General features: G+C 73.1%; 22 protein-coding genes and 1 pseudogene. 5 read left to right on the forward strand and 18 right to left on the reverse strand.

The features are described 5' to 3' along the window. Positions 1 to 8 precede the first annotated feature (8 nt). Positions 9 to 446: a TetR/AcrR family transcriptional regulator gene (locus tag ACFY6S_RS00625; protein ID WP_388828829.1), complete on the reverse strand. Its 438-nt coding sequence runs from the start codon at positions 444 to 446 to the stop codon at positions 9 to 11. Between the two features lie 57 nt (positions 447 to 503). Further along, positions 504 to 2,009 (reverse strand): SulP family inorganic anion transporter, encoded by a 1,506-nt coding sequence (locus ACFY6S_RS00630; protein WP_388828826.1) that lies wholly within the window; start codon positions 2,007 to 2,009, stop codon positions 504 to 506. Positions 2,010 to 2,420: 411 nt separating this feature from the next. On the opposite strand from ACFY6S_RS00630, the gene ACFY6S_RS00635 reads away from it, so the two are divergent. Next, positions 2,421 to 2,825: a MerR family transcriptional regulator gene (locus tag ACFY6S_RS00635; RefSeq protein ID WP_388828823.1), complete on the forward strand. Its 405-nt coding sequence runs from the start codon at positions 2,421 to 2,423 to the stop codon at positions 2,823 to 2,825. 62 nt (positions 2,826 to 2,887) lie between these two features. Beyond that, complete coding sequence (locus ACFY6S_RS00640) at positions 2,888 to 3,229, forward strand: hypothetical protein (RefSeq protein ID WP_388828820.1); 342 nt, start codon at positions 2,888 to 2,890, stop codon at positions 3,227 to 3,229. Positions 3,230 to 3,290: 61 nt separating this feature from the next. Here the strand turns inward: ACFY6S_RS00640 and tpg are convergent, their stop codons facing one another. From tpg to ACFY6S_RS00665, 5 genes and pseudogenes are all read right to left on the reverse strand, one after another. Continuing rightward, a complete protein-coding gene (gene tpg / locus ACFY6S_RS00645; RefSeq protein WP_388828817.1) occupies positions 3,291 to 3,848 on the reverse strand; it encodes a telomere-protecting terminal protein Tpg in 558 nt (185 codons plus the stop codon). Positions 3,849 to 3,864: 16 nt separating this feature from the next. Further along, positions 3,865 to 5,994: a telomere-associated protein Tap gene (gene tap / locus ACFY6S_RS00650; RefSeq protein ID WP_388828814.1), complete on the reverse strand. Its 2,130-nt coding sequence runs from the start codon at positions 5,992 to 5,994 to the stop codon at positions 3,865 to 3,867. A 103-nt stretch (positions 5,995 to 6,097) separates the two neighbouring features. After that, positions 6,098 to 7,066: an aldo/keto reductase gene (locus tag ACFY6S_RS00655; protein ID WP_388828811.1), complete on the reverse strand. Its 969-nt coding sequence runs from the start codon at positions 7,064 to 7,066 to the stop codon at positions 6,098 to 6,100. A gap of 151 nt (positions 7,067 to 7,217) precedes the next feature. After that, complete coding sequence (locus ACFY6S_RS00660) at positions 7,218 to 10,679, reverse strand: phosphodiester glycosidase family protein (protein WP_388828808.1); 3,462 nt, start codon at positions 10,677 to 10,679, stop codon at positions 7,218 to 7,220. A 360-nt stretch (positions 10,680 to 11,039) separates the two neighbouring features. Further along, a pseudogene (locus ACFY6S_RS00665) lies at positions 11,040 to 12,722 on the reverse strand (SpoIIE family protein phosphatase); the annotation flags it as partial. Between the two features lie 307 nt (positions 12,723 to 13,029). Here ACFY6S_RS00665 and ACFY6S_RS00670 point away from each other — a divergent pair. Then, a complete protein-coding gene (locus tag ACFY6S_RS00670; protein ID WP_388828805.1) occupies positions 13,030 to 13,299 on the forward strand; it encodes a chaplin in 270 nt (89 codons plus the stop codon). Between the two features lie 180 nt (positions 13,300 to 13,479). On the opposite strand, the gene ACFY6S_RS00675 is transcribed toward ACFY6S_RS00670, so the two are convergent. The 5 genes from ACFY6S_RS00675 to ACFY6S_RS00695 form a co-directional block, all read right to left on the reverse strand. After that, positions 13,480 to 14,343, reverse strand: a complete 864-nt coding sequence (locus ACFY6S_RS00675; RefSeq protein ID WP_388828802.1) for a tyrosinase family protein — start codon at positions 14,341 to 14,343, stop codon at positions 13,480 to 13,482. A gap of 26 nt (positions 14,344 to 14,369) precedes the next feature. Continuing rightward, positions 14,370 to 14,858 (reverse strand): tyrosinase family oxidase copper chaperone, encoded by a 489-nt coding sequence (locus ACFY6S_RS00680; protein WP_388828799.1) that lies wholly within the window; start codon positions 14,856 to 14,858, stop codon positions 14,370 to 14,372. Positions 14,859 to 15,019: 161 nt separating this feature from the next. Continuing rightward, complete coding sequence (locus ACFY6S_RS00685) at positions 15,020 to 15,382, reverse strand: Asp23/Gls24 family envelope stress response protein (protein WP_388828796.1); 363 nt, start codon at positions 15,380 to 15,382, stop codon at positions 15,020 to 15,022. Continuing rightward, positions 15,379 to 16,140 carry a hypothetical protein gene (locus tag ACFY6S_RS00690; protein WP_388828794.1) on the reverse strand — a complete coding sequence of 254 codons (762 nt, stop codon included), beginning with the start codon at positions 16,138 to 16,140 and terminating at the stop codon, positions 15,379 to 15,381. Before ACFY6S_RS00690 ends, ACFY6S_RS00685 begins: the two co-directional genes overlap by 4 nt. After that, the gene (locus ACFY6S_RS00695; RefSeq protein WP_388828791.1) at positions 16,131 to 16,754 is read right to left on the reverse strand and encodes an RNA polymerase sigma factor; all 624 of its coding nucleotides are present in this window, start codon (positions 16,752 to 16,754) and stop codon (positions 16,131 to 16,133) included. The genes ACFY6S_RS00690 and ACFY6S_RS00695 overlap by 10 nt, the downstream gene beginning before the upstream one ends. 210 nt (positions 16,755 to 16,964) lie before the next feature. On the opposite strand from ACFY6S_RS00695, the gene ACFY6S_RS00700 reads away from it, so the two are divergent. Both ACFY6S_RS00700 and ACFY6S_RS00705 read left to right on the forward strand, forming a co-directional pair. Further along, positions 16,965 to 17,468, forward strand: coding sequence for an Asp23/Gls24 family envelope stress response protein (locus tag ACFY6S_RS00700; protein ID WP_388828788.1), 504 nt, complete (start codon positions 16,965 to 16,967; stop codon positions 17,466 to 17,468). Between the two features lie 207 nt (positions 17,469 to 17,675). Then, positions 17,676 to 18,671, forward strand: a complete 996-nt coding sequence (locus ACFY6S_RS00705) for a YihY/virulence factor BrkB family protein (protein ID WP_389461067.1) — start codon at positions 17,676 to 17,678, stop codon at positions 18,669 to 18,671. Positions 18,672 to 18,740: 69 nt separating this feature from the next. Here ACFY6S_RS00705 and ACFY6S_RS00710 read toward each other — a convergent pair whose 3' ends face one another. The 6 genes from ACFY6S_RS00710 to rhaS all read right to left on the reverse strand — a co-directional run bounded on the left by ACFY6S_RS00710 (position 18,741) and on the right by rhaS (position 25,419). After that, on the reverse strand, positions 18,741 to 19,802 hold the full coding sequence (locus tag ACFY6S_RS00710; protein ID WP_388828782.1) for a glycoside hydrolase family 19 protein: 1,062 nt from the start codon (positions 19,800 to 19,802) through the stop codon (positions 18,741 to 18,743). A gap of 134 nt (positions 19,803 to 19,936) precedes the next feature. Beyond that, positions 19,937 to 20,962, reverse strand: a complete 1,026-nt coding sequence (locus ACFY6S_RS00715; protein ID WP_388828779.1) for a LacI family DNA-binding transcriptional regulator — start codon at positions 20,960 to 20,962, stop codon at positions 19,937 to 19,939. Beyond that, positions 20,962 to 22,413 (reverse strand): arabinose isomerase, encoded by a 1,452-nt coding sequence (locus ACFY6S_RS00720; protein WP_388828776.1) that lies wholly within the window; start codon positions 22,411 to 22,413, stop codon positions 20,962 to 20,964. The genes ACFY6S_RS00715 and ACFY6S_RS00720 overlap by 1 nt, the downstream gene beginning before the upstream one ends. Positions 22,414 to 22,430: 17 nt before the next feature. Next, positions 22,431 to 23,858 (reverse strand): BNR repeat-containing protein, encoded by a 1,428-nt coding sequence (locus ACFY6S_RS00725; protein WP_388828773.1) that lies wholly within the window; start codon positions 23,856 to 23,858, stop codon positions 22,431 to 22,433. A 136-nt stretch (positions 23,859 to 23,994) separates the two neighbouring features. After that, entirely contained in the window at positions 23,995 to 24,315 is a 321-nt protein-coding gene (locus ACFY6S_RS00730) for an L-rhamnose mutarotase (protein ID WP_388828771.1), read from the reverse strand. Between the two features lie 15 nt (positions 24,316 to 24,330). Continuing rightward, positions 24,331 to 25,419, reverse strand: coding sequence for a rhamnose ABC transporter substrate-binding protein (gene rhaS, locus ACFY6S_RS00735; RefSeq protein ID WP_388828768.1), 1,089 nt, complete (start codon positions 25,417 to 25,419; stop codon positions 24,331 to 24,333). Positions 25,420 to 25,438 lie beyond the last annotated feature (19 nt).

Here is a 25,438-nt window from a genome sequence, read left to right on the forward strand (position 1 = left end):
GACCGCCGTCAGCGCGGCGGGCGCAGGCCCTGGAGCAGGATGTCGAGGTACATCTCGGCGTGCCGGGGGCCGCTGTGCCCGGCACGCACGGCGTGCTGGACGCCGCAGAGCAGTCTGCGTACGTCATCGGCCTCGACATCGCCCTCGAGCGTGAACCGCAGCAGGCGGCGCAGACCGGCGAGGATGTCCTCCTCGACCGCCGCCGCCCGCGCCTCTTCGACAAGCTCGCTGAACCGCTCCGCCGACAGCGCTTCCATCAGCGCGTGACGGTTGGGGAAATGGCGGTACACGGTCCCGGTACCCAGCCCCGCGAGGCGGGCGATGGCGTTCAGCTGGAGCGACTCGTCACCGGCGGCGATCCGCTCACGGGCGATCCGCAGCACCCGGACGCGGTTGCGGGCCGCGTCGGCCCGCAGCGCGCCGCTCCGGTCGGTTCTGGGTGTCACCCGCCCAGCATGAGGGCGCCCCGCGCACCGCGGGACGCCCGCACGGCGGTACGCGGGTCAATGGCCGCCGGTGAGTTCGCCGCTGAGCCTCTCGTGGATCCGGGCGCTCGACTGGTTCAGGCCGACGATCTCGACGGTCTTGCCGCGCTGGGCGTACTTGCCCGCGACGGCGTCCAGGGCGGCGACGGAGGAGGCGTCCCAGACGTGGGCATGGGTGAGGTCGATGACGACCGTGTCCGGGTCGCCGGCGTAGTCGAACCGGGTGACCAGGTCATGGGAGGAGGCGAAGAAGAGCTGCCCGGTCACGGAGTGGACGACGCTGCGGCCGCCGGGGTCGGTCACCGAGGTGATGTCGGCGAGCTGGGCGACGCGTTTGGCGAAGACGGCCATCGCGGTCACCGAGCCGACGACGACGCCGATCGCGAGGTTCCCGGTGGCCACGACACAGACGACGGTGATCACCATGACGGCGATCTCCCCTGCGGGCATCCGCTTGAGGGTCCGGGGGGCGACGGAGTGCCAGTCGAAGGTCGCGAAGGACACCATGACCATGACGGCGACCAGAGCGGCCATCGGTATGTCGGAGACGACCGGGCCGAAGACGACACAGAGCACCATGAGGAAGGCGCCGGCCAGGAAGGTGGAGAGCCGGGTACGGGCCCCGGAGACCTTCACGTTGATCATCGTCTGGCCGATCATGGCGCAGCCGCCCATGCCGCCGAAGAAACCGGTGATCATGTTGGCGACGCCCTGGCCGATGGACTCACGGGTCTTGGAGGAGTGGGTGTCGGTGATGTCGTCGACCAGCTTGGCCGTCATCAGCGATTCCATCAGGCCGACCAGCGCCATCGCGATGGCGTACGGGGCGACGATCGTCAGGGTCTGCGCCGTGAAGGGCACGTCCGGCAGGCCGGGCACGGGCAGCGAGGAGGGCAGCGCGCCCTTGTCCCCCACGGTCGGCACGGCGATCCCGGCCGCGACGGTGATGACCGTGAGGACGACGATGGAGACCAGCGGCGCCGGAATCACCCGGGTGACCTTCGGGAAGAACACCATCAGGGCGAGACCGCCGATGATCAGCGGGTAGACGGCCCAGGGCACGTCGTGCATCTCCGGTACCTGCGCCAGAAAGATCAGCAGGGCGAGCGCGTTGACGAAGCCGACCATCACCGAGCGCGGCACGAACCGCATCAGCTTCGCCACCCCCAGCGCGCCGAGCACGATCTGGAAGACACCGGCCAGGATGACCGCGGCCACCAGATAACCGAATCCGTGCTCGCGGTTGAGCGGGGCGATGACCAGGGCGACGGCGCCGGTCGCCGCGGAGATCATGGCGCGACGGCCTCCCACGAGGGAGATCGTCACGGCCATGGTGAAGGAGGCGAACAGGCCGATCGCCGGGTCGACCCCGGCGATGATCGAGAACGAGATCGCCTCGGGGATCAGCGCCAGGGCGACGACGAGGCCGGCCAGCACCTCGGTACGCCAGACCTTCGGGTCGGACAGCCAGTCGGGGCGAAGCCCGCGCAGCCGCGAGGCCGGGGACGCTACGGAGGTGGGCAAGGGAGGAACCTGTCGTGCTCGGGCACGCCCGGCATCGCCGTGCGGCGCACATGATGGTGTCGCGGACGGCCGGGACGGCCGCCGGCGGAGCCCGCGACGGTGCGGGACGAGGGCGGAACAGCGGCCCGGCACGGTGGACCGGCGGGGCGCTGTTCAGGGATGAGGGATCATGGTGGGCAGGCGGCGGCGCGGGGCATCGCGGTCATGCGTACGCTTTCTCCTGCCGGCTTCGTTCTCCCGGTGGGAGCGTCATCGGCCCCGACCCGGCTGAGGGGGGCGGGGAATGTGTCCCGTGCCCGCGGCAGGGATCGCCGCGGCGCGTGGCCCCACCGTCCAGAGACTCTACCCTAACGTTACGGTAGAGATGAATACCGGTCGTCCGGACCCCGGCAGGAGACGAGGAAGCACAGCGTGAGCAGCGAGCACATGCAGATCGGCGAGGTCGCCGCACGCACCGAACTGTCGCTGCGCACGATCCGGCACTACGAGGACGCCGGACTGGTCATCCCGTCCGCCCGTTCGCAGGGCGGCTTCCGCCTCTACACCGAGGCCGATGTGGGCCGCCTGATGGTGATCCGCCGGATGAAACCGCTGGGCTTCAGCCTGGAGGAGATGCGCGAACTGCTCGCCGCGACCGACCGTCTCGAAGCGGGCGAACCGCTGCCGGCGCCGGAACGGGACGAGTTGGTCGAGCGGGTGCGCGGCTTCGAGCAGACCGTGCAGCAGCGGATGGCCGACCTGAGAACGCAGCTGGCTCGGGCCGAGGAGTTCGCCGCCACGCTGCGCGACCACCTGACGCGCGCCCCCGCCCCCTGACGCCGCCGCCCCGGGCCTCCTCCATGAAAGGTCGTCAGTTCCCCGGATAGGCTCTCGGCTCCATGAGCGCCATACATATCTGGAGACGCGTACGCGGGTGGGACAAGCCGGCCGCCGTCGTCGTCGCCGCCGGGAACGTACTGCTGTGCTGCGTCCTCTTCGTGATGATGATCGGAGGGCTGCCGGGCTTCGTCGAGGTCACCACCGGCGAGCAGGAGTCCGCCGCCCGCACTCTGGCAGCCCAGATCTTCGGCTGCTGGCTCGCCGGCGGGCTCATGATCTTCTCTCTGATGGCGATGTTCCGGACCCTGTTCAGTCATCTGGTCACGCTGCTCATTCCGCCCGCCGCACTGATCGTGATGCTGCTGACGGCGTTCCTGCTGGGCGGGGACGGCCGGACATGACGGCCCTCGAACTCAAACGACCTCACAAGTGGCCGGACGCGCCCCTGCCGAAGCGGTGCGCTCAGTAGTCGAGTTCCACGTAGTCGATGTCCGTGAACTCCACCAGAAGCCCGTCCGCGCGGCGCCCCTGGTCCTTGAAGTAGATCTCCTGAAGCCCCTCGGCCACGATACGGCGCAGCCGTCGCTCGTCCGCCCCCGTCCGCCGGGCGTCGAACAGCCGGGCGGCGTACGCCGGGGGCAGGTGCTGGGTGATGCGGCGGACCCGGCCGTCGTCGGTGGTGCCGGGGGCGGCGGTGAAGCCGAACCGGGCCCGGGTCTCGACGACGATGCCGCCGCTGGTGGCGGCCCGGCGTTCGGCGCGCTGACGGACCCGGGGCTGCCAGTCGCGGCGTACCTCGGTCTCCAGCCGCTCCGCCAGCTCCTGGCGCGGTCGGCGCAGCTGGCCCTTCACATAGCGCTCGACGGTACGCTGCGAGATTCCCAGCCGGCGGGCGACGGCCCGGGTGGAGCCCTTCTCCACCCGCACCAGAAAACGCATACGTGCCTGCGCGCCCTTCGGGATCGGCCGGGTGAGAACGCTCAGGTCCGCCCTGTCGAGGCTGTCACCGAGGATGCCCATGGGGTGGGTGGTGCTCCTACTCTCCGTCGATCGCGGCGTCCGTGCCCTTGATGTGGCGGGCGGGGTTGTGTCCTTCGTCCAGCATCCGTACGGCCCACAGCAGCGATTGGGTGCCTTCGTGCTTCACCATGCCGGGGTTCACCCCGAGCCGGAAACCGCCGGGGAGCGGCTTGCCCTCCGGCGTGCGCGGCAGGAAGTCGAGCGGGCCGGGGCCGTCGGAGAGATAGACCGCGCAGTCGGAGAGGACGGCGACGGGGAAGAGTCCGGCCGCTGCCAGCTTCGTCATCTTGCGGTGCATGTTGATCCGTGCGGCGGCGATCACGGCGGCCCTGATGTCCGGGCGCCAGGTGGGACGTTCCAGGGCGGGCCACCTCTCCCCCGGCCGGTACGACACGCCCTGCGGGCGTTCGCGCAGCTTGCCGATCCCACCCTTGACGGTGGCCTTGATCGCCGCGAGCACGGCGGCCTGACCGGGGTCGACGGACTTGTGGTGCTCCATCGCCGCGAGATAGTCGGCCTCGCTCAGTCCCTCGGTCACGCCGAGCCGCCCCATGGTGGTCAGGTACGCGTGGCGCAGCCGCCCGTACCAGGCGTCCAGGTACGCCCCGTTCGAGGGCCGCACGAACGCTTCGAGCGGACGGACCGGGTGGCCGAGCTCGGCCGCGTACGCGACCGTCGGAGTGGCGTACCAGCCGGGACCGGCCGGCCGTGCGCCGCGCGGGGTGAAGGGATTCGGCAGCCGCGGGTCGAGCTCGACGCCGCTGAGGTCGACGTACCAGGAGCCGGGGAGCTTCTTGTCGAACTCGGGGGCCTGTACGTGGACAGCGGGGCCGAGCCCCACCACCAGACGGTTGGCGGCGGCGGCGAAGGCCATGTTGACGTCGAGCCCGACCGCGTACCGCTTGGCGCACTCCTCGTCGGTCAGCAGCTCGGGGTCCCGGATCCACTCGTACGCCTCCTCGTCGAGGACGTCCGCGGCGGCCCGGCCCACGGCGACCGGGTGCTCGTCGGGGGCTTCGGGCGGCGCCGGGTCCACTGCCTCGGTGAGCGCCCCCGGCATCGGCGCGGAGACGTAGCGGCCGGTGCCGTCCGGGTCGGGCACGGCCCGGGTCGGCGGGCGCAGGGCGGTCATCAGCTCAAGGCCGGAGACCGCCGTCGAGCCGCGCGGGGTGATGACCAGGGACGCGTAGTCCCCGAGGACCTGCGCGAGCGCGGCGGGCGGCAGCCCGGGGGCGCTCCCCCAGGCGCGGGCGTCGAGCGCGCCCCAGGGCAGCACCGCCAGTTGTACGCACTGGCGCCTGCCGTCCCTGGCCGGCCGGTAGATCCGGGCCCACGGGCCGAAACCCCGCCTGGTCAGGCGCCAGTCGGCCCGGCCGAGCCGCTTGACCACCGGGTGGTCGGCGGGCAGCCGCAGACCGCGACGGTCCGCCAGTTCGGGCGGCAGGCCGAGCCGTACGGCCGCGTCCTCGGTCAGCACGATCAGCGGGTCGGCGTCCTTGCCCGAGCGGTGCAGCCGTGCCGCGCCGAGCCGCGCCTCGCCGAGGGCCCACTCCACGAGTTGGACGACGGTCTTCGCGGGACAGTCCAGGACGAGCCCGCCCGCGCCGTAGGCGGAGCCGTCGCCGTCCAGCACGGCGAGCGGACCGTTCGGGTACGCGGCGGACACCGACGGCGCGGACGGCTCGGGCGCCGGGGCCCGAGGCGGGCGCACGGAAGGCGCCCGCGTCCCGGGCCGGTTCGCCCGGCCCTCCGCGGGGGACCGGGCGGGGGCGACTGGCGCTGGGGCCGGGGGCATGGTGTCCCGGGCCGGGGTCTCCGGGGCGGGCGGCGCCGGCTCGGCGGGCGGGCTCACGGGCGGCGCCGCCCGCTCATCCGGGACCGGCGGCGCCGGGTGGTGCGCGGCGAGGCCCTCCAACAGCCGGATGTAGGCCGCGCGTTTGGGCGCGCGGGGGTCGCTGCGGCCCGCCTCCCAGCCGGCGACCGTCTCCCGCCGGACCCCGAGCGCCTTCGCGATCTGGTCCTGGCCGAGCCCGGCGGCCTCCCGCAGCCGCTTGCGCTCCACGGGCTCGGGCAGGGCGTCCTTGGCCGCCGCCTGCTCCAACAGCGCGTCCACCGCGGCGAAAAGCTCCTCCTGAGCCCCGGCCATCCCCGGACACCTCCCTCTCCCGCCTCGCCCCCACCCTAAGGGCTGTCCTCACACGGAGCGCCGTGCGCCCGGAGGGTGGGTCCTGCGGCGTCACCAGGGGGGGTCAGGCGGGCGGCGGGACCTCGCGGTCGCCCGCCGCGACGCCGTGCGGCGCCGCCGCGTCGATCGCCGCCAGGTCCTCGGCGGTGAGTCGGATTCCGGCGGCCTCTGCGTTGTGTTCCAGGTACGCGCGCCGCTTGGTGCCGGGGATCGGTACGACGTCCTGGGCCAGCAGCCAGGCCAGCGTGAGCTGGGTCGGGGTGATGCCCTTGGCGTCGGCCAGCTCGGTGACCTTGTGGACGACCGCCAGATTCGCCGCGATGTTCTCCGCGGTGAAGCGGGGCAGACCGCGCCGGGCGTCGTCCGGGGCGAGGTCGTCGCGGCGGGTGATCTTCCCGGAGAGGAAGCCGCGGCCCAGCGGGGAGAACGCGACGAATCCGATGCCCAGTTCCCGTACCGTCTCCAGCACCGCGTTGTGTTCCACGTCCCGGCTGAACAGGGAGTACTCCGACTGGAGCGCGGTCAGCGGGTGGACGGCGTGGCCCCGGCGGATCTGGTCGGGGGTGGCCTCGGAGAGCCCGATGTGCCGGACCTTGCCGGCCCTGACCATCTCGCTCATCGCGCCGACGCTCTCCTCGACCGGCACCTCGGGGTCGACGCGGTGCAGATAGTAGAGGTCGATGACGTCCGTACCGAGGTGGCGCAGGGAGCGGTCCACCGCCCGGTGCGCGTAGGCCGCGCTGCCGTTGGGCCCGTGGGACGTGCCGTCGTCGTCGAACTCCGTGGCGAACTTCGTGGCGAGCGTGATCTCGGCGCGGCGGCGGCCGAGGGCGCGGCCGATCAGCTTCTCGTTCTCGAAGGGGCCGTACGCCTCCGCCGTGTCGATGAAGGTGACGCCGAGGTCCACGGCCCGGTTGAGGGTGGCCATGGCCTCCCGTTCGTCGCGCGGGCCATACCAGACGCTCATGCCCATCGCGCCCAGCCCCTCGGCCGAGACGGTGAGGCCCTGCGATCCGAGTGTCACGGTTCTCATGAGGAGGGGAAGCCCTTTCCTTTCCGGGGTACGGGGCCCGTGGGCCTCCGGTGCGCGGGCCCCGTACCCCGGCAGGCCCACGGGCCCCGGGCGGCGCCACGCCTCCATGCTTCCACCGTCCGCCCGGGAGCGCGCGGCCGGAACCGGCGCGTCACCACCGGCTCTCGCGAGCCGTCGCGCTCGCGGTCCCGGCGATCAGAACCCTGGCGCGGCGCGTCACGCCACCGACCGTCACCGCGAGGGTGACCGTGCCGGGCCGCAGCGCCGTGAGGGTGCCCGTGGCCGGGTCGAAGGCGGCCGCGTGCCGGGGGCGCGCCCCGGCGGGGGCGCCGACACGGAGGTTGAGGGAACCGGTCCAGTCGGCGCTGAGCGGAAAGGCCACCGGCACCGCCCGTGCCCGGTCCGCGCTCGTCCCCTGCGTGAGCGTCGCCGTGATCCTCGCGCTCCGGCCGACCGGCAGCGTCGCCGGCGCTGCCAGGGTCAGCGCGTCCGTGTGCGCGCGCGTCCGCGCGGAGAGCCAGTCGGGCCCGCCGCGCCACGGCCGCAGCCGGGCGTCCCTCCACTGTCCGGGCGTCACACGGTCCACACCGACGAGCGACCAGCCCGTGAAGCCGCCCTCGCCGGCCGGGCCCGCCGGGGCCTTCCCCGCGTTGCCGTTGATCAGGTACGGCACCCCGTCCACCCGTGAGGCGTCGAAGACCCCGACATGGCCGCCGATGAAAGCGGCGCCCTTGCCCGTCGTGCGGCGGAAGTCGGCGAGCCACCGCTCCAGGAGGGCCGCCTCCTTGCGGTCACCCAGCTCGCTGGCCCGCTGCACGGTCGGGTCGCGCGGCGGTACGTGCGCCACGACGAGCACCGATCCCACCCGGTCGTCCCGCGCCGCCGCGTCGAGTTGGTCGCGTACCGCCCTGATCTGCGCGAAGCCGCCGCCGCGCAGCGTCAGGCGCGAGGTGTCGAGGGTGAGGAAGCGGGTCCCCCGGTGGTCGAACACCCGCTGGGCGGGCCCGAACCGCTCCACGAACCGGTCGATGGAGCCGCCCATCACCTCGTGGTTGCCCGGTACGTAGTACCAGGGCAGGGCGTCCCCCAGCTCCTCGGTCAGCAGGGTGCGGGCGAAGTCGAGGTCAGCGGGCGAACCCTCGTCCACCAGATCGCCGTTGACGACCAGGAAGTCCGGCCGCGCTGCCCTGATCTCGCGCAGGGTACGGCGGGCCTGCGCGACGATGGCGCTGTCGGGGTCCCGGGCGACGAACTGGGCGTCGGACATCACCGCGAACCGCCAGTCCCGCCCGGCGGTCGCGGCCGCCGTGGCGATCAGCGGATCGGCCGGGCGGGGCTGCGCGGGCAGGTCGACGGCGGGCGGCACCTGCGCCGTCAGTTCGTCCACCGTGACCTCGCCGGTGTACCGCCGGTCGGCGGCGGTCTCGGCCAGATAGAAGCGTGCGACGGTGAGCGGCGCGGCGGCGCCCGCCGGAACCGTGAAAGTGACCTGGCGCCAGCCCGTCCAGGTGAGGTACGGGCCGCGCAGCAACTGGTCGGACCCTGCCGCGTCCTTGAGATGCAGGGTGGGCCAGGAGCCCCCGCCGTCGCCTTTGATCCAGAGCTTGAAGGACTGCGGCCGGCCGGGCACCGGGAGGGGTTTCGGCGGGCTCGCGTAGGCCGCGCGGGTGGCGGTGGACCGGGTGAAGTCGTAGGCGAGGGCGAGGCCGGTGCCGGTGCGGCCGTCGGGGGTGGCCTCGACCGAGCCGCCGGCGCGTGCCTGGGCGAAGGTCCACTCCGCCGCGTCGTCGAAGCCGGAGACCAGCCGCTCGTCGAGTCCGACGCTGACGGCGAGTACGGTCGTGGCGCCGCCCGCCCGCGCCGTGACCCGGCCGGCGCCACCGCCCGTCGACGATGTGACGCGGAAGGAGCCGTGGCCGTCGTCGGTGACGGAGAAGAGCGTGCGGTCGTAGTCGAGGTGTACGTCCGCCGGTTCGATCGGGGCACTGGCGCCGTGCGCGTCGAGGCCGACGATGCCGAAGGTGCCGGTCGCCCCGGAGTCCGCGAGGGCGACGCGCGGGGTGGTCGGCTGGAGCCGGTCGAGCGGGTCGAGCACCGTCAGTTCCGTGCCGCCCCCGGCGCGTCCGCGCTCGGCCCGCACGCGCGTGGTGCCGCCGGCGCGCGCGGTGAACACCCCCTCTGCGTCGACCCGGCCCACGGAGGGGCGGACGGTGCGCCACCGGGGCCGGCCGGCGGCCGGTCCGTAGGTCTCGTCGTGGCCGGTGGCGGTCAGACGGCGGGTCAGCCCGGGGAAGACCCGCTCGGGGTGCCCGCCCCTGACCGGGTCGGCGGTCGGGGCCTCGGCCGCCGTGGTGCGGGGTTCGACCCGGAAGCCGGTCAGCCGTCCGCTGCCGGCCGGCGCGGTGAGGGCGAGCCCGTTGGCGACCGCGCGCTCACCGCCGTCCGAGGGATTGTTCGCCACCCGCAGGGTGTCGCTGCCGGGTGCGCGGGCGACGAGGGTGGAGGAGCCGCCGCCGTCGAGGTTCAGCGCGTTGTACGCTCCGGCCCGGCGCATCATCAGGCCCAGTTCGGTGAGGGTGACTCCGGCGCTGTCCTGCTGCCGGCCGTCCACGGTGATCACCTGCATGGTGGCTCCGTCGCGGGAGAAGCCGACGGCGGTGCGCGGTGCGGCCGTGTTGTTGCCCTCGCCCTCGTGACCGCGCGCCACGCCGTCCACGACCAGCAGCTCCCGGCCGCCGACCGCCGTACGCGGTACGGGTCCGCCGTCGGTGCGCGGCCGGTACTCCAGCGCGACGGGGTCGCCGGGCCGCAGCGCGGCGAGGGCCTCGGCGCCCGCTTCCCTGCCGACCAGCACGGTGGTGCCGTCGGGGATCGGGCCGGTGCCGGGGCGGTCCGTCACGGAGACGACGCGGCCGTCGCGCAGGGCCGCCTCCGCGACCGGCGAGGCCCGGTCCACGGTGAGCGTGCGATCGGCTTCGCCCCAGGCCGCCGTATAGGCGCCGACACCGCCGGCGGGCACGTTCGCCGCGTTGTACGCGGCCAGCCCGCGCGGGCCCGACGGGAGCGTCACCGTACCGTCGAAGTACAGCCGCAGGATCCGCCCGGCGCCGCCGGGGCCGATCCCGACGACCCGGTCGGCGCCGGGCTCCCCGGAGTGCACGACGTGGCCGCCGGCGAGACCGGGGCCCTGTGGCGCGCCCGTCTCGTTGATGTCGAAGAAGTCCGCGTTGAACGCGGCGACGGTACGGCGGCCGGGTCCCGGGTCGTGGCGTGCGGCGAGTTCGGAGACCGTGCGGCGTTCCGAGACGCGGCCGGAGGAGAGGTACTCGGCGTCGGCGCCGGCGCCCAGATCCACCGAGAGGGCGCTCACCCGCAGCCATTTGTCGGATTCGAGACGATCGTAGGAGGTGAGCCGGATGCCGGGGGCGACCGGCCGGGAGTCGCGGGCCGTCTCGATCCCGTCGGCGTCGGCGACGGACCGCGCCGCGCCCGCTCCGGCGCTCGCGGGTGGCGGTGCGACCGGCCGCGTCGCCTCGGCGGCGGTGCCCGGCCGGGGGCCGGGTCCGAACTCCGCCCTGGCGGGGGCCGCCGCCCCCACCGCCAGCGCGAGCACGGTCGCGAGGAGTACGGCGCTCCGCGCGCCCGCGCCCGGCCCGGGCTCCCCCGCTGTCCGGACCCGCCGGAGGCGGGTCGCGAAGCCCCCGCCCGGTCCACGGCGTGCGGGGCGCGCGCTCGCCCCGTGGCCGGGGCCGCCCTCCGGGCGGACGGCGCCGCTTCCGTCCCTCGCCCCGATACCCGTGGTTCCCCCTGTGCCCACAACTGCTCCCGCGATAGAGATCGGTTCGCGCGGGCGCCCGGGCGCCCGCGCGGTGCAGACCGCCAGCATGGCCGTGCACCCAGCAATGAACCAGGGGTTCGGCACGACACCCGGGAGAACACGCGGTGTCGTACCGCCCTGTCAGCGGGTCAGGGGCGGGTCGCGCGGGTCGTCCCTGCGCAGGAGCAGCAGCGCCCGGTCGTCCCCGCCGCCGCCCTCCACCACCGCTTCGAAAAGCCGGTCGGCCAGCTCGTGCGGTCCGGCCGGGCCCGTGCGCACGCTCTGCCGCAGCGTCTCCAGACTGTCGCCGAGGTCGGTGCCGGGCTGTTCCACCAGTCCGTCGGTGCAGAGCAGGAGCGTTTCGCCGGGCCCCAGCGTGCCCGTGGTGACCGGGTAGTCGATCCCGCCGGGTCCGGCGAACTCGGCGGACAGGCCGAGGGGCAGCCCGCCGGCGGCCGGGAGCCAGGAGCAGGTCCCGTCGGCGCGTCGCACCAGCGGGTCGAGGTGGCCGGCGCGCACGATGCGCAGCGCTCCGGTCGCCAGCCGGACCTCCACGTACGTGCAGGTCGCGAAGCGGTCGGTGTCCAGTTGGCGCAGCAGGGTCGAGGCGCGGGCCAGCGCTGTGTCCGGCGGATGTCCCTCGGCGGCGTAGGCCCACAGCGCCATGCGCAGCTGGCCCATCACGACCGCCGCGTCCGTGTCGTGCCCCTGGACGTCTCCGATCGTCAGCCCCACCCGGCCGCCGGGCAGCGGCAGCACGTCGTACCAGTCGCCGCCGACGCTCCGGCCCAGCCGCGCCGAGCGGTAGCGTACGGCGACCCGCGCGCCGGGGACGTCGGGGATGCGCCGGGGCAGCATCGCCTGCTGGAGGTCCTCGGCGAGGTTGTGCTCCTGTTCGTAGAGCATGGCCCGTTGCAGGCTCTGCGCGATACCGCTGCTGAGCGCGACCAGCAGATTGCGCTCGTCCTCGTGGAAGCCGCCGGAGCGTGGGGAGAGCAGCCCGAGCACGCCGATCGGCCGGGCCTGGGCGATCAGCGGGAGGTAGGCGCCGGAGGCCACGGAGAGCGGTTCGATGTGCGGCCAGAGCCGCGGGTAGGAGGAGCTGAACTCCTCACGGGAGTTGATGAACCGGGGCCGCTCGGTGCGCACCACCTCGCTCATCGGGTACGGGTCGGCGATCCGCGTGTAGCGCAGCTCCGGTACGAACGATCCGGAGCGGGCCTCGGCGACCAGCCGGATCCGGCCGCCCTCCACCACGCCCAGCATCACGCTGACCGCGGTGAGATGACCGAGCGCCTCCTTGTCGCGCAGGATGTCGAGGACGTCCTCGACACTGCCCGCGGTGGACAGCAGGGCGGTGGTGCGGGCCACCACGCCGGTCAGCCGCTGCCGGTCCTCGTCGAGATCGCTTCTCGCGGCGATCTCGGTCAGTTCGTGCTGGGCGTCCCGGACGATTCCGATGACGCGTCGTGGCCGCCCCGTGGCGTCGTGCCGGATGTGCGCCTGGGTGTGGGCCCAGCGCGGGGCGCCGTCCCGGCCGTTGATCCGGAAGTACGCGCCGTAGTCGGCGGTCCCGCTCTTGAGCGCCCGCGCCACGAGCGCCTTCAGCCGCGCCGCGTCGTGCGGCGGTATCCGGTGGGCGACACTCTCCGGTCGGCCCCTGTACGAGTCCGGCGGCAGGCCGAGGAGGCGGAGCGCGGCCGGGTCGAGGTGGAGGCCGCCGGTGTCGAGATCCCAGTCGAAAGTGCCCATGCGGTTCAGAGCGAGGCTCAGATCCGGATGGGCGGGCCAGTCGTGCGGCGGCGCCGTGCCGGCCGGCGGTTCACCCCGTTCGGCCATGTGGCCACCCTCTCACCGATCGCGTCGCCGGGTCCGGCGGCCACCAGGGGCGCCGTCCGGGGCGGCGGGTGTGCCGCCGCGCTCCGGCCGTGCCGCGTGGGCCGACGGTTTCCGGGAGCGCCGCCGGGCGGCCGGGGTCGCGGTTCGGCCGGTCGGGTGACCGGAACCTCTGCGCCGATCAGGTGGGAGAACGGGACTGATCGAAACGGATGGCGCCGGGGGCGTTACCGCGTGTGCGTTCCGGCGTTGAAGTGCGTGAAGGCCGCACATCGTACGGCTGCGCTCCACACGTTCAAGGAGAATCTTGATGTCGCGTATCGCGAAGGCAACCGCTGTTCTCGTCGGCACGGGCGCCGTGCTGGCCGGTGGCGCCGGAATGGCCGCTGCCGACGCCGGCGCCGGCGCCGCCGCTGTCGGCTCGCCCGGTGTCCTGTCCGGCAATGTCGTCCAGGTCCCGGTGCACCTCCCGGTCAACGTCTGCGGCAACACGATCGACGTGGTCGGTCTGCTCAACCCGTCGTTCGGCAACCAGTGCGCCAACCTCTCGGGCGGCCACCACGGCGGCTACGGCTACTGAGCCACGGCGTCGGTGAGCCACGGCCACCGATCTGATCGCGGAACGACCGTGCGCGGCCACCCTGCCGCGCGATTCGGTTGAGGGACGGCCCCTCGCGTGCGAACGCGAGGGGCCGTCGCGCGTGTGCGGACGCGGTCCCGGCCCGGCGCGCGGTACGGCGCCGCGCGGGCCGGGACCGGATCACTCGGCGTACCGGTAGAGCTTCGTGTGGTCCAGGAGTTCGGACGGCCTGACATTCCACGGCGGCAGGGGTTCGTCCAGGCTGACGACCCGGCCGCGCTGGGGGTCGTCGGGGCGCAGCCGCGTCCTCGGCAGGTAGCCCGAGTCCGGATGCCTCCGCTGCCAGCGGTCCCAGACGAGGTCGACGAAGGAGTGGTGCAGCCAGAAGACGGGGTCGTTGGGCGAGGCCGCGCCGAGCATGGCCCCGCCGACCCAGCGGTGGACACGGTTGTGGTTGCGTTCGCGCGGGACGGAGCGCACGCTCCAGCCCTCCAGGGCGTTGCGGAAGCCCGTGGTGACGGTCGAGTCCCAGGGTTCGGCGTCGTACACCGCCTCGTTCAGCGCCGAGGCCAGTTCGTCCTTGCCGGGCAGGCTGACCGGGTCGCCCGGGCGGCCGAGGTCGCGGGTCAGGTACTTCCCGGCCGTCACCCCGTTCCTGATGGTCCAGTTGCCCGCCTTGTAGGCGAAGGGGCCGGTCGTGACCTGCTGGTCGCGCGGGCGGCCGGTGCCGCCGAGGAAGTCCTCGGCCCACAGCCCCGCGGCCGGGGTGTTGTCGGTCGTCCAGTCCCAGTAAGGGACGGTGACCTTCGGGTCCACGCGCTGGAGGGCCCGCTCGAACTCCAGCAGGAGGCGCCGGTGCCAGGGGAAGAAGGACGGCGTCATGTGCCCCGCGCGCGGGCCGCCCTCCGCGTCGGAGATGTTGTACTGGCTGTGCAGCCGGACGAACTCGTCGTACTCGCCCGAGCGCTTCAGCTCCAGGACGGCGCTGACGAAGCTCCTCTTCTCGGCTCCGGTGAGATCGCGCTGGTTCTTTCTGGTGTACACGGTCGGGGCCTTCCCGAGGTCGGATGTCAGATGTGGTGGAGCGTTCCCCCGGGCGGCAGTTGGGCGCCCCGCAGGTCGTCCACGGCCGCCCTGGCGGCCTCGATCGGGGTGGGGAACGACTGGTAGTGGTTGACCGCGCTCAGATAGCCGCCGTCCGCGCGCCGCATGAGGTGCAGGGGCCGCCCGTCGATCCGGACGAGAGGCGGGGCGGGGACGCGGTCGGACACGGCGGCCACAGCGGCGGGAGCGGCGGGCCCCGCCCGGTCCGTGTCGGTGCGGTCGACCTGGATACGGCGCCCCCGGTACATCTCGTCGAGAGCCGTGCCGGGTCCGTCCTGACCGGCGGGCGCGGCGGACCGGGCGGGGCCGGCCCGCAGGATCGGTGCCAGGGCCGCCGAGGTGCCCGTGACCATGCCCAGGGTGAACAGCGCGCGCAGCAGCCGGCGCCGGGACGGCGTGGGGCCGGGCCGCGTGGCCCGTGGCCCGGCCGGCCGCTGCTGGATTCCGTCCGACATGAAGACCTCCGCTCGTCGCGCACCACTCGGTCGGGGCGGCGGCCCGGGCACGCGAGGAAGGCGCGCAGCCCGGCCGCCGCCCCGACCGGGACAACGAGACGAGAGCCAAACGGTTATCCGGCGACCGGGTGGGTGGCCAACCTCCCTGTGGGCCGACCGGTTCAGACGATGCCGACGACCGTCACGCTGATCCGCACCCGGTCGCCCGGCCCGGACAGCACCTCCTCGGCCGCCGCACCGGCCGCCGCGCGGACGGCGCGGGTGACGTCGAGGCTCCGGTGCGAGGCGCGCGCGACCAGCTGGATGTCGATGTGCCAGGCCGCCGGGCCGCCGTCGAGCGCTCTCACTCGCACGCCGGGGCCGCCGGCGCCCTCTCCGGCGCCGGGGCGCCCGGCCCTGGAGGCGGCGGAGGCACGGAGCCGGTCCACGATGCCGGGCCGCAGGAACGCCACCCCCGGGGTCCGCCGGGCGGCGTCGGCCGTCGCCAGGGCCAGTTCGTCCCGGATCTGCCGCGGTGTGTTCACCGGTGTCCTCCTTCCCCGTGGTGGCCGGGTCCCGCCGCGTTCTCGTCGTCGAGCACGTCGACGATCAGTACGTCGATACGGGCCACCTCGATGCCGATGGCGTCCTCGGCCGCCGCTGCCACGCGGGCGCGCACCGACTCGGCCAGTTCGGGCAGCGGCCACCGGAGCCCGGCCACGACTTCCAGCCTGACCCGGACGGGCCCCCGGTCCCCCGCTCCCCCGGCCACCGTCCCGGACCGCCGCGCCGCGCCCGGGTCCAGCGGACCGATCCGGCAGCTGCCCGCCCGTACCGCCGGCAGGGACTCGGCGGCGGCGCGGAAGGCGCGGGCGGCCGCCGCCTCGACGATCCAGGCGTCGTCCTCGGGGCCGCCCAGGGGCAGCGTCCTGCCGGGGCGCAGCTCCAGCCGCACGATGTCCATGACCCGGCCGGTCAGCTCGGCGAGGCCGGCCCGGTCGGGCGGCTCGTCCGCGCGTGCCTCCCGTACGGCGTCGTCCAGGGCGGCCAGGTCGGCCAGCGCCGCGGCGCAGTGCGGGCAGTCGGACAGATGAGGGTCCCGGGCGCTCTCCCCGGCGTCCCACGCCTCCCAGACCGCGCTCAGTTCACGGCCGCACGGCAGCGGTTCCTCGTCCTGCGGCACCTCCTGGCCGGCCGGCGCCTCCTCTTCGTGTGCCGTCGCGTGTTCGTCGTAGGTCGTCACGTGCTCGTCAGGCGTCCGGCCCGGCTCCCCGGGGCGGCCTGGACGCGCGTTCAGCGCCATGCGCTCATCGCCTCCGTCAGGTAGCGGCGTGCGCGGAAGACCCGGCCGCGGACCGCCTGCTGGCTGATTCCGACCGTCTCCGCGATGTTCTCGTACGACATCCCGTGCAGCTCACGCAGCACCCAGCAGGCGCGCTGTTCCGGCGAGAGCCCGGTCATGGCCACGGCCAGGGCGCGGGTGGCGGCGTGGGACTCGGCCGCGCGGGCGGGTGAGGACCGGTATTCGGGCGCGGCCGGTTCGGGTACCGAGTCCAGGTCGGTGGCCGGGCGGCGCGCGCGCAGCCGGTTGAGGCACCGGTTGGTGACGATGCGGTACATCCAGCTCCTGAAGGCCGATTCGCCGCGGAACTCCGGCAGTTTTCGCCAGGCGTTCACGAACGCGTCCTGCACGGCGTCCTCCGCCTCGGTGCGGTCGCCGAGCAGGCGGGCCGCCAGCCGGAGCATGACGGGGCCGTGCCGGCGCACCAGGATTTCGAACGCCTCCTCGTCGCCTTCGCCCGCGCGTACGGCCAGCAGGGCGTCGTCGGACGCGTCCCGGTCCGGGTCCTCGTCGCGGCCCCTTCCGGGGTCCCGGTCCGGCGCTCGTGCTGACAGTTGATTCCCGTTGCCGGGCACTCACCGACTCCTCTCGACATCCCCGTGCGCCCCTTCGTCAGGGGTCCGGGGTGTTGGACACCCGGGACGGCCGATCGTCACGCGGGAGCCGTCACCGAGAATTTCTCAGGAATCCCGCCGAACACGCGTGACGACCTTCCGGGTGGCGGGTCCTATGTACGAGAGTCCCCGGGAGCCGGGTGACCGGACGAGATGTCAGGAGGCTGTCCCATGACAGCGACCCAGGAAGCCCCAGCGACCGAGAGGCCCGCGACCGGGCAGGGCGGCACCGCCGCGGGTTCCACCACCGTGGGCGCCGGGGCCGTGGGCGCGAACGAGCCCGCCGCGACGCGGGGCAGGACCTCCATCGCGGATGTCGTGGTCGTCAAGATCGCGGGGATGGCCGCACGCGAGATCCCCGGCGTGTACGACATGGGCGGCGGGCTGGCCCGCACCTTCGGCGCGGTGCGCGACCGGGTGCCCGGCGGCCGTCCCCAGGTCGGCCGGGGCGTCAAGGTCGAGGTGGGCGAGCGGCAGACCGCCGTCGACCTCGACCTGGTGGTGGAGTACGGCGTGGCGATCACCGAGGTGGCCCGTGACGTCCGGGAGAACGTCATCGCCGCCGTCGAGCGGATCACCGGCCTGGAGGTCGTCGAGGTGAACGTCACGGTCAATGACGTCCATCTCCCGGAGGACGACGAGTCGGGTGCCGTCTTCGAGGGGCGTGTCGCCTAGCCACCGCGCCGCCGCCCGGGATCGACGGACCGCCGGGGTGCGGCTGGGCCCGCCGATCCCGGGCAGACGGTCGGCACGGCCCTTACCGGCGGGGGTCGCGCCGGCCCCCTGCCACTCGGGGGCCGGTCGGGGCCGCTGTGAGGATCGGGCAGGCTGTGACCTGGCCCGTCCATGGGAGACGGCATGTCGAGGACGCAGGAGGCACCCTTGTCCGCCGAGGAACCGGGACGCAGTGGTTTGGTACGGATCGGCAGGGCCGCAGCCGCGCGGCGGGGCAGGCTGGCCGGGGCGCTGCGCCGTACACCGCTCGCTCTGTGGCACGACGACGCCACCGACCGGGCCGCCGCGCTCACGTACTACGCGGTGCTGGCGATCTTCCCGGCGCTGCTGGTCACCGTCTGCTCCATCGGTCTGGCCGGACCCGACGCCAGCGGAAAGCTGGCCGACCAGGTGGCGGCCATCGTGCCGGCGCAGTCCGGCGTGCTGGTCCACAGCGCGCTGGAGGAGATGGCGCAGCAGCGTTCGGCGGCATGGCTGCTGGCGACGTTCGGGACCATCGGCGCGATGTGGTCGGCCTCCAGCTATCTGGGGGTGTTCCGCCGCGGACTGCACGCCATGCACGGGGCCGTCGACCACCGGCCGCCGTGGCGCACGGCGCCACGGATCGCGCTGACCGCGCTGGCCATGCTGACGCTGCTGGTGGCCAGCGCCCTCACGCTCGTCCTGACCGGTGAGGCCGCGGACACCCTGGGGCGGATGCTGGGGATGGGGGCCACGGTGTCCCTGGTGTGGCGGATGCTGAAGTGGCCGTTGCTGCTGGCGCTGGCGGCGGTCCTGGTGCTGATGGTGTTCCGTACCGGACCGGCGGGGACGCGGCGGCTGCGGCGGGCGCTGCCGGGCGGGATTCTCGCGGTGGCGCTGTGGCTGCTGACATCGGTGGGGTTCGCGGTCTACACGTCGCACGCGAGCACGTACAACCGGCTCTACGGCTCGCTCGCCGGGGTCATCGTGTTCCTCGTCTGGCTCTGGGTCACCAATCTGTCCCTGCTGGCCGGTGCGCAGTTCAACGCCGAGCTGGCCAGGGGCGCGGCGTCGGAGTCCGGCGGGGCGGAGACGCCGGCGCCCGCCGCGCGGCCCGCGCCGGCGGCCGGACCGGAGCAGCGGGCCCGGCCGCCGGCCGCTCTGGAGCGTCGGGCGGTCTGACCGAGGCGCGAGGGCCGGTCCGACGGCGGGTGTGCCCGTCGGACCGGCCCGGAGCGCCGGTGTGCGGTTTCAGCAGCTCAGGTTGGAGCCGGGGGTGGTCCCCAGGATCGAAACGATGTTCTGGTAGAGGTTGATCCGGCTCTGCACCTGTCCGGGGTTGCCCCCGTTGCACTCGATGCTGCCGTTGATGGAACGGATGGTCTCGCCGAAGCCGCGGCTGTTGACCATGGCGTCGTGCGCGGTCATCGTGCCGGGTCCGGTCTGGGTGTTCCAGTACCAGAGGGCGGTCTTCCAGGCCACGGCCGAGTCGGTCTGGACGAGGTTGGGGTTGCGCAGCAGGTCGATGCCGAGGGCGTCACCGGCCGCCTTGTAGTTGAAGTTCCAGCTCAGCTGGATCGGTCCGCGGCCGTAGTAGGCGGCCTGGCCGGCCGGGCAGCCGTAGGGCTGGCTCGCGTCGCAGTAGTGCGGGTAGTTGGCGGTGTTCTGCTCGACGATGTGGACCAGTCCGCCGGTCTCGTGGCTGACGTTGGCCAGGAACGCGGCGGCCTCCTGGCGCTTGACGGTGTCGCTGCCGGTGGTGGCGAAGGCCGGGTAGGCGCTCAGCGCGGCGGTCAGGCCGCTGTACGAGTAGAAGGAGTTCCGGCCCGGGAACATCTGGTTGAACTGGGCCTCGCTGACGACGAATCCGCCCGGGGCCGGCGGGTCGGTCTGTCCGTTGCAGGTGTAGGGGCTCCAGTACCAGGTGCTGATGACCGGGTCGTAGCCGGGGTTGTCGTGTTCGGCGCGGTAGAACTTTCCGTCGGTGTATTTGACGATGTCGCCGGTGACGTACGAACGGCCCGCCACCCAGGACGGATACGTACAGCTGCCGGAGCCGCCGCCGGGGCTCGATCCGTCGCAGCCGCCCTGGTCGGCCCAGACGTCGGAGGTGCCGGGGGCCTCTCCCTGCGTCCACCACTTGGCCGACCAGTTGTGGCCGTTGTACGAGGCGGTGTTGCCGCCGGTGTAGACGGCCGAGGCGTTCCAGCCGGCCGCGCAGGTGGCGGCGGAGGCGGACGAGGCGGGCAGGAAGACCAGGAGGGCGAGGGCCGAGGCCATCGCGGCGAACAGGGCCAGTACACGCTGTCTCAAACGACTCACTCCTTCGCGCGAGCAGCCGGAGTCCGGCGCTCGCCATGGGGGGTGAGGGAACCAAAGCGGAAATCGTACGGGGCTGTCAAGGTCTAGACCAAAGCCCGCCACGGAGGACCGTCGTTTCCCGGCCGTCAGTGGCGTGCTCCGGCCAACGTCGAGGCGCGGACGACCAGTTCGGGCCGGAGCACGATGCCCCGGTGCGTGTGCGCGGCGGCGTTCTCCCCCGTCTCCTCGATCAGCAGGTCGGCCGCCGCGCCCCCGAGCTGGAAGGCGGGCTGGCGCACCGACGTCAGCGGTACGGCGGCGGCCGAGGCGAACTCGATGTCGTCGTAGCCGACGAGGGCGATGTCCTCGGGGACCCGTACCCCCGCGTGGTACAGCGTCTGGAGGACACCGAGGGCGAGCAGGTCGTTCGCGCAGAAGACCGCGTCCGGCCGGGTCGCCATGCCGAGCAGCCGCGCCCCCGCGTCCCGTCCCGCGACGACGTCCAGCCGCGCGGCCTCGACATGACGCAGCGCGCCGGCCGGAAGTCCGTCCTCGGCGAGGGCGAGCAGCGCGCCGTCGCGCCGGTTCTGGCACTGCGCCAGGTGCATCGGGCCGCTGACGTAGGCGATGTCGCGGCAGCCCCGGCGCAGCAGATGGCGTACCGCCAGCGCGCCGCCGTTCACGTCGTCCACGGAGACCGAGCAGCCGTCCCCGCTGGGCACGGTCCGGTCGACGGAGACGAACGGGATGCCGTGGCGGCGGAACGCGTCGAGGTTGCGGCCGCTCGTGTCGGCCGGGGTGACGAGCACTCCCCGTACCTGCTGCTCGGAGAACATGGTGAGGTAAGCGGCCTCCTCCGCCGGGCTCTCCGCGCTGTTGCAGAGCATCATCCCGAGCCCGGCGGCGCGCGCGGATCGTTCCGCGCCGGAGGCCACCTCCACGAAGAACGGGTTGGCCATGTCGAGCACGAGCATGGCCAGGATGCGGCTGCGTCCCGCGCGCAGCTGGCGCGCGGACTCGCTGCGCACGTAGCCGAGCCGCTCGATGGCGGAGCGGACGCGCCGGCGGGTCTCCTCGGTGACGGAGTCGGGCCGGTTGATCACGTTGGAGACGGTGCCCACCGAGACTCCGGCCGCTCCTGCCACGTCCTTGATCCCCACCGGTCGCCGCATCAGAGCGTGACGTCCACTTCCACCAGGTCGAGTCCGGCCAGCCCGGCCAGCGCCCGCAGTTCCGGCAGGAGCGCCCCGGTGGCCAGGGCCCAGTGGTGGCCGACCCCGCTCGCGCTCCACGCGTCGGTCCACTCCCCCGGGTCGCAGCCGAAGCCGACGCGGGAGGTGGTGTTGCCGATCTCCAGATGCGGTCCTTCCACCACCTCGCCCTCGGCCGCGATCAGCCGGTAGCGGCCGTCGCGGGTCTGCCCGAGTCCGACCAGGGTGACCGGACCGTGGCGTACGTCGAACTCGACGGAGACGCCCCAGCCGCGTTTGCCGTGGTAGACGCCGAGACCGCGCAGCAGGGGCTTGCGCGCGCTGATGGCGAGATGGCCGGGGCCGTCGTGGCCCATCTCGACCACTCCGGCGGTGAAGTCCAGCGCCTGGAGTTCGGTGAAGGAGCCGCCCGCGCCGAGTCGGTCGGTGATCAGCATGGCGAGCGAGGTCCGCAGTTCGTACTCCCCGCAGGTCGGGACGCCGCGCGAGGTGAGCAGGGAGGACCCCAGGATCATCCCCGCGCCGAGCCGCTCGTGGACCTCGCCCTTCAGCCCGCGGTGGTAGTAGGCGAGCGAGTCCAGGTCGAAGTCGGTCACGAGCCGGTCGAGTCCGACGGCCACCCGCGCGGCCCAGCGCAGGTCGTCCTCGACCACGGAGCCGGCGAGTTCGAAGACCCGGCGGGTCTCGTCGAGCTTCGCGGCGACCTCGTCGTCCTCGGCCTCCTCCACCCGTACCCGCAGATCGTCGAACTCGACGACCTCCACGTGCCCGCCGAGCTGTCCGGGGACCATGGTGAGGTCGGTGGAGACGTCGTACATGCCGGGGTAGAGATGGCCCATCAGCCCGTGCCGGCCGTGGCGCAGCACGGAGCGGACCCCGGCGGCGCGGATCCAGCGGCCGATGCGCTGCCAGGCGCGCTCGTCCTCCAGATGGCCGGAGACCGAGCGGAAGGGCACACCGACGCGTTCGAAGGCGTTGGCCATCTCGGGCAGCGGGCAGGCGCCGCAGTAGGCCAGCCACTGACCGGTGTCGAAGGCCGCGTGGTCCATGGCGGGGGTGGGCTGGAGATTGATCAGCAGGACGGGCGCGCCGCTGCGCTGGGCGACGGGGACGAGCATCGTGGCCGTCATGTAGGTGGTGAGAAAGCCGACGATCAGGTCGCAGCCGGCGGCGCGCAGCCTCTCGGCGGCGGCGGCGCCCTCCTCGGCGTCCGAGATGAAGCCCGCGTCGATCACCTCGGCGTCGAACGCGCGCAGGCGTTCGGTGACCCGGGCGGCCGAGCCGCGCAGTTGCGGGAGCAGGTCGGGGAACTGGGGCCAGTACGCCCCCAGGCCGCCCGCGACCAGGCCGATCCTGGGCTTTCTGGCGACGGCGGGGATGCGGGTGGCGGTGGGGGCCTCTGGTGCGGTCATGGCGGACCCTTCGTACGTCAGGACGGGAGCCGGAAGTCGATGACGCGCAGCGCCGAGGGCGTGGTGCCGCTCGACTTCTGCTGGTACATGTACGACAGAACACCGTCCTGCGCGATACGGGTGTCGTCCACGACGACCTCGCCGAAGGCGTTCAGTCCGCTGGCGTCGAACAGCGTCTTCCAGTCGGTGTAGCCGGAGGACTTGGACGCCGCGACGATCCGGCCGTAGGGCAGGACGGCGTAGGCGTTGTCGTACTGGTCGAGGACGAGGCGGGTGCGCTGGGTGGAGTTGAGCGCCACGGGTATCTCCGTCTTCTTCCAGCCGCCGGAAGCGTCCCCGACGAGATGGAAGGCGCGGCCGTTCGCCGTCCGGTCGGCGACGTAGTTCGTGGTGCACTGGCCGAACCGGCCCGGGACATAGCTGATGACGGCCTGCGGCAGGCCGGCCGAGTCGGTGGCCTGGCTCTCCTGGTTCATCAGCGAGTGGTCGGGGTCGAGAGGGTCGACGACCGTGCCGGGGTCGTCGACGGTGACCTTGTCGGAGCCTCCGGTGGTGCCGACGACCGTGCCCGCCCGGTTGCGCCAGGTCCTGCCGCGGTCGGTGCTGTGGACGTAGCCGGTGTCGTGGTTGGTGAGGCCGCCGGCGGCGCACATGACGGCGTCGGACTGCTCGCGCCAGGTGTAGAAGGCGTTCAGCCGGCCGTCGGCGCCGTAGTCGATGCCGTGCAGATACATGTTGCGGGCGGTGCTGGAGCCGTGCTCGCTGGTGTACGTACCGGTGGAGGCGGACCATTCGCCGAGGGCGGTCCACTTCGTGCCGTCGTACTCGGCGAGGGCGTTGCGGCCGTTGCCGGAGACGCCCACCCGGTAGCTGAGCTGGAGCCGGCCCTCCGGGGTGGCGACGAACTGCGGGTAGGTGAACTCCGAGGTCAGCGCGAGCCCGTCCAGCGTGGTGCGCACGGGCCCGAACGCGTCCTGCGTCCAGGCGCGCCCCGCCGGGTCGTCCAGCAGCCCGGCTGCCGACTTCACGTAGAAGAAGCCGTCGCTGTGCGAGTCCAGGTTGATGTGCAGCCGGCCGTCGACGCGCGAGAGCCCCATGGAGATGACGTTGTGGGAGTCGTCCGTGCTGAGCCGGTGCGCCAGCCGTACGGTCTGCCAGGAGCCGGCCGCGAGGGCGCGCCGGGCGATGACCGCGGTGCGGTCGGCCGTGTACCAGGCGGCGTACTGGTAGCCCTTGTAGGTGAGCAGGCCGTTCTTCTGGAACGAGTTGTTGTTGACGAGGCCGTCGTACGAGACGAAGTAGAGGGCCTGGCCGTCGAGCCGGGTGTCGGCCGTCCGGGTGATGGCCGGGCCGGGTGCCGCGGCCTGCGCGGTGCCTGTCGCGCCGGGCAGTGAGGCGGCGGTGAGGAGCACGGTGGCCGCGGTCGCGGCGATCCTGGGTCTCATGTCCGTATCTCTCCGTTGAGTGCCGGACGGCGGGGTGCGGCCGGGGGCGCACGGCCCGGCGCGGTCTTTTCCGACGTGGCGTTTCGGGCGTGGCGTTTCGGGCGTGGCTGTTTCGGCGGGCCGGTTCGGGCGGGCTTCAGGCGAGGTGGAAGACCTCGGTGAGCGGCTTCATCGCCTCGTCCGGCCGGTCGCCGTCGAGCGCCTCGAAGAAGGGGGCCATGTCCTTCTGCCACCGGGCGTTCACCTCGGTGGCGGCCATCGCCTCCTGGGCCGCCGTGAAGTCGTCGGTCTCCAGGTATCCGACGAGCAGCCCGTCGTCGCGCAGGAAGAGCGAGTAGTTGTGCCAGCCGCACTCCGACAGGGCCCGGAGCATGTCCGGCCAGACGGCGGCGTGCCGCTCGCGGTATTCGGTGATGCGGTCCTGACGGACCTTCAGCAGAAAGCAGACGCGTCGCACGATGTCCCGCCCCGTTCAGAAGTCGAACTTGTCGATGTTCTTCTTGTCGAAGACGGTCGGCTCGCCGAGGATGATCTCGCCGTCCTTGCCGATGGTGTACTCGCCGAGCCTGCCCGCCGTGAACTTCTCGCCCTCGGCGCCGGTGATCTGCCCGGAGGCCAGTGCGGCGGCGGCGTAGGAGCCGAGGTAGCCCAGCTCCTCGGGGTTCCAGAGGGAGAACTGCTCGACGGTGTCGTTCTTGACGTACTTGCGCATCTGGTTGGGCGTGCCCAGGCCGTTGAGGACGACCTTGCCCTTGTACGAGGAGTCGCCGAGGTAGCGGGCGGCGGCGGCGATGCCGACGGTGGTCGGCGAGATGATGCCCTTGAGATCGGGGTACGCCTGCATGAGGCCCTGGGTCTGCTGGAAGGACTTCTGGTCCGCGTCGTCGCCGTAGGCGACCTTGACCAGCCGCATGTCCTTGTACTCGGGCTGCTTCAGCTCGTCCTTCATGAACTCGATCCAGGTGTTCTGGTTCGTGGCGTTCTGGGTGGCCGAGAGGATGGCGATCTTGCCCTTGTAGCCGATCTGCTCGCCGAGGTGCTGGACGAGACTGCGGCCGATCTGCTCGGAGCTGGCCTGGTTGATGAAGAGCTGGCGGCAGTCCTTGGCGGTGTCGGAGTCGTAGGCGACGACCTTGATGTTCTTCTTCATGGCCTGCTTGAGCGGGCCGCACACCGCGTTCGGGTCGTTGGCCGCGATGAGGATGGCGTCCTGGCGCTGCTGGATGAGCGTGTTGATGTACGAGACCTGCGAGGAGGCGCTGGCGTCGGAGGGGCCGACCTCCTTGCCGGTGGCGCCGTACTCCTCCGCCGCCTTGATGCCGGCCTCGTCGACGATCTTCTCGTACGGGTTGTTGATCTGCTTGGGCAGGAAGGCGAGCTTGAGGCCCTTCTTCAGCGGCGCGTCCGGGTTCGCCTCGGCGGAGGCGGCGCCCGTGTCCCCGGTGTCCTCCCGTGCGCTGTCCTTGGTGGTGCCCGAACACGCGGTCAGGGCGATGGCGAGGGCGCAGGCGGTGGCGGCGGTCACGGCTGCGCGGCGTCGGGCAGCGGTATGGATCGGCATGGCGGGTGTGCCTTTCTGG

It is taken from the genome of Streptomyces sp. NPDC012835 (assembly GCF_042900885.1).
Classification (GTDB): Bacteria; Actinomycetota; Actinomycetes; order Streptomycetales; family Streptomycetaceae; genus Streptomyces.

Coding starts and splice junctions, on each gene's coding strand:
- ACFY6S_RS00690 (WP_388828794.1), bottom strand. CDS start 16,140: ATGGCGCTGAACGCGCGTCCAGGCCGCCCCGGGGAGCCGGGCCGGACG.
- ACFY6S_RS00715 (WP_388828779.1), bottom strand. CDS start 20,962: ATGCGGCGACCGGTGGGGATCAAGGACGTGGCAGGAGCGGCCGGAGTC.
- tpg (WP_388828817.1), bottom strand. CDS start 3,848: ATGGGCATCCTCGGTGACAGCCTCGACAGGGCGGACCTGAGCGTTCTC.
- ACFY6S_RS00655 (WP_388828811.1), bottom strand. CDS start 7,066: ATGAGAACCGTGACACTCGGATCGCAGGGCCTCACCGTCTCGGCCGAG.
- tap (WP_388828814.1), bottom strand. CDS start 5,994: ATGGCCGGGGCTCAGGAGGAGCTTTTCGCCGCGGTGGACGCGCTGTTG.
- ACFY6S_RS00725 (WP_388828773.1), bottom strand. CDS start 23,858: ATGAGACCCAGGATCGCCGCGACCGCGGCCACCGTGCTCCTCACCGCC.
- rhaS (WP_388828768.1), bottom strand. CDS start 25,419: ATGCCGATCCATACCGCTGCCCGACGCCGCGCAGCCGTGACCGCCGCC.
- ACFY6S_RS00720 (WP_388828776.1), bottom strand. CDS start 22,413: ATGACCGCACCAGAGGCCCCCACCGCCACCCGCATCCCCGCCGTCGCC.
- ACFY6S_RS00680 (WP_388828799.1), bottom strand. CDS start 14,858: ATGTCGGACGGAATCCAGCAGCGGCCGGCCGGGCCACGGGCCACGCGG.
- ACFY6S_RS00670 (WP_388828805.1), top strand. CDS start 13,030: ATGTCGCGTATCGCGAAGGCAACCGCTGTTCTCGTCGGCACGGGCGCC.
- ACFY6S_RS00640 (WP_388828820.1), top strand. CDS start 2,888: ATGAGCGCCATACATATCTGGAGACGCGTACGCGGGTGGGACAAGCCG.
- ACFY6S_RS00700 (WP_388828788.1), top strand. CDS start 16,965: ATGACAGCGACCCAGGAAGCCCCAGCGACCGAGAGGCCCGCGACCGGG.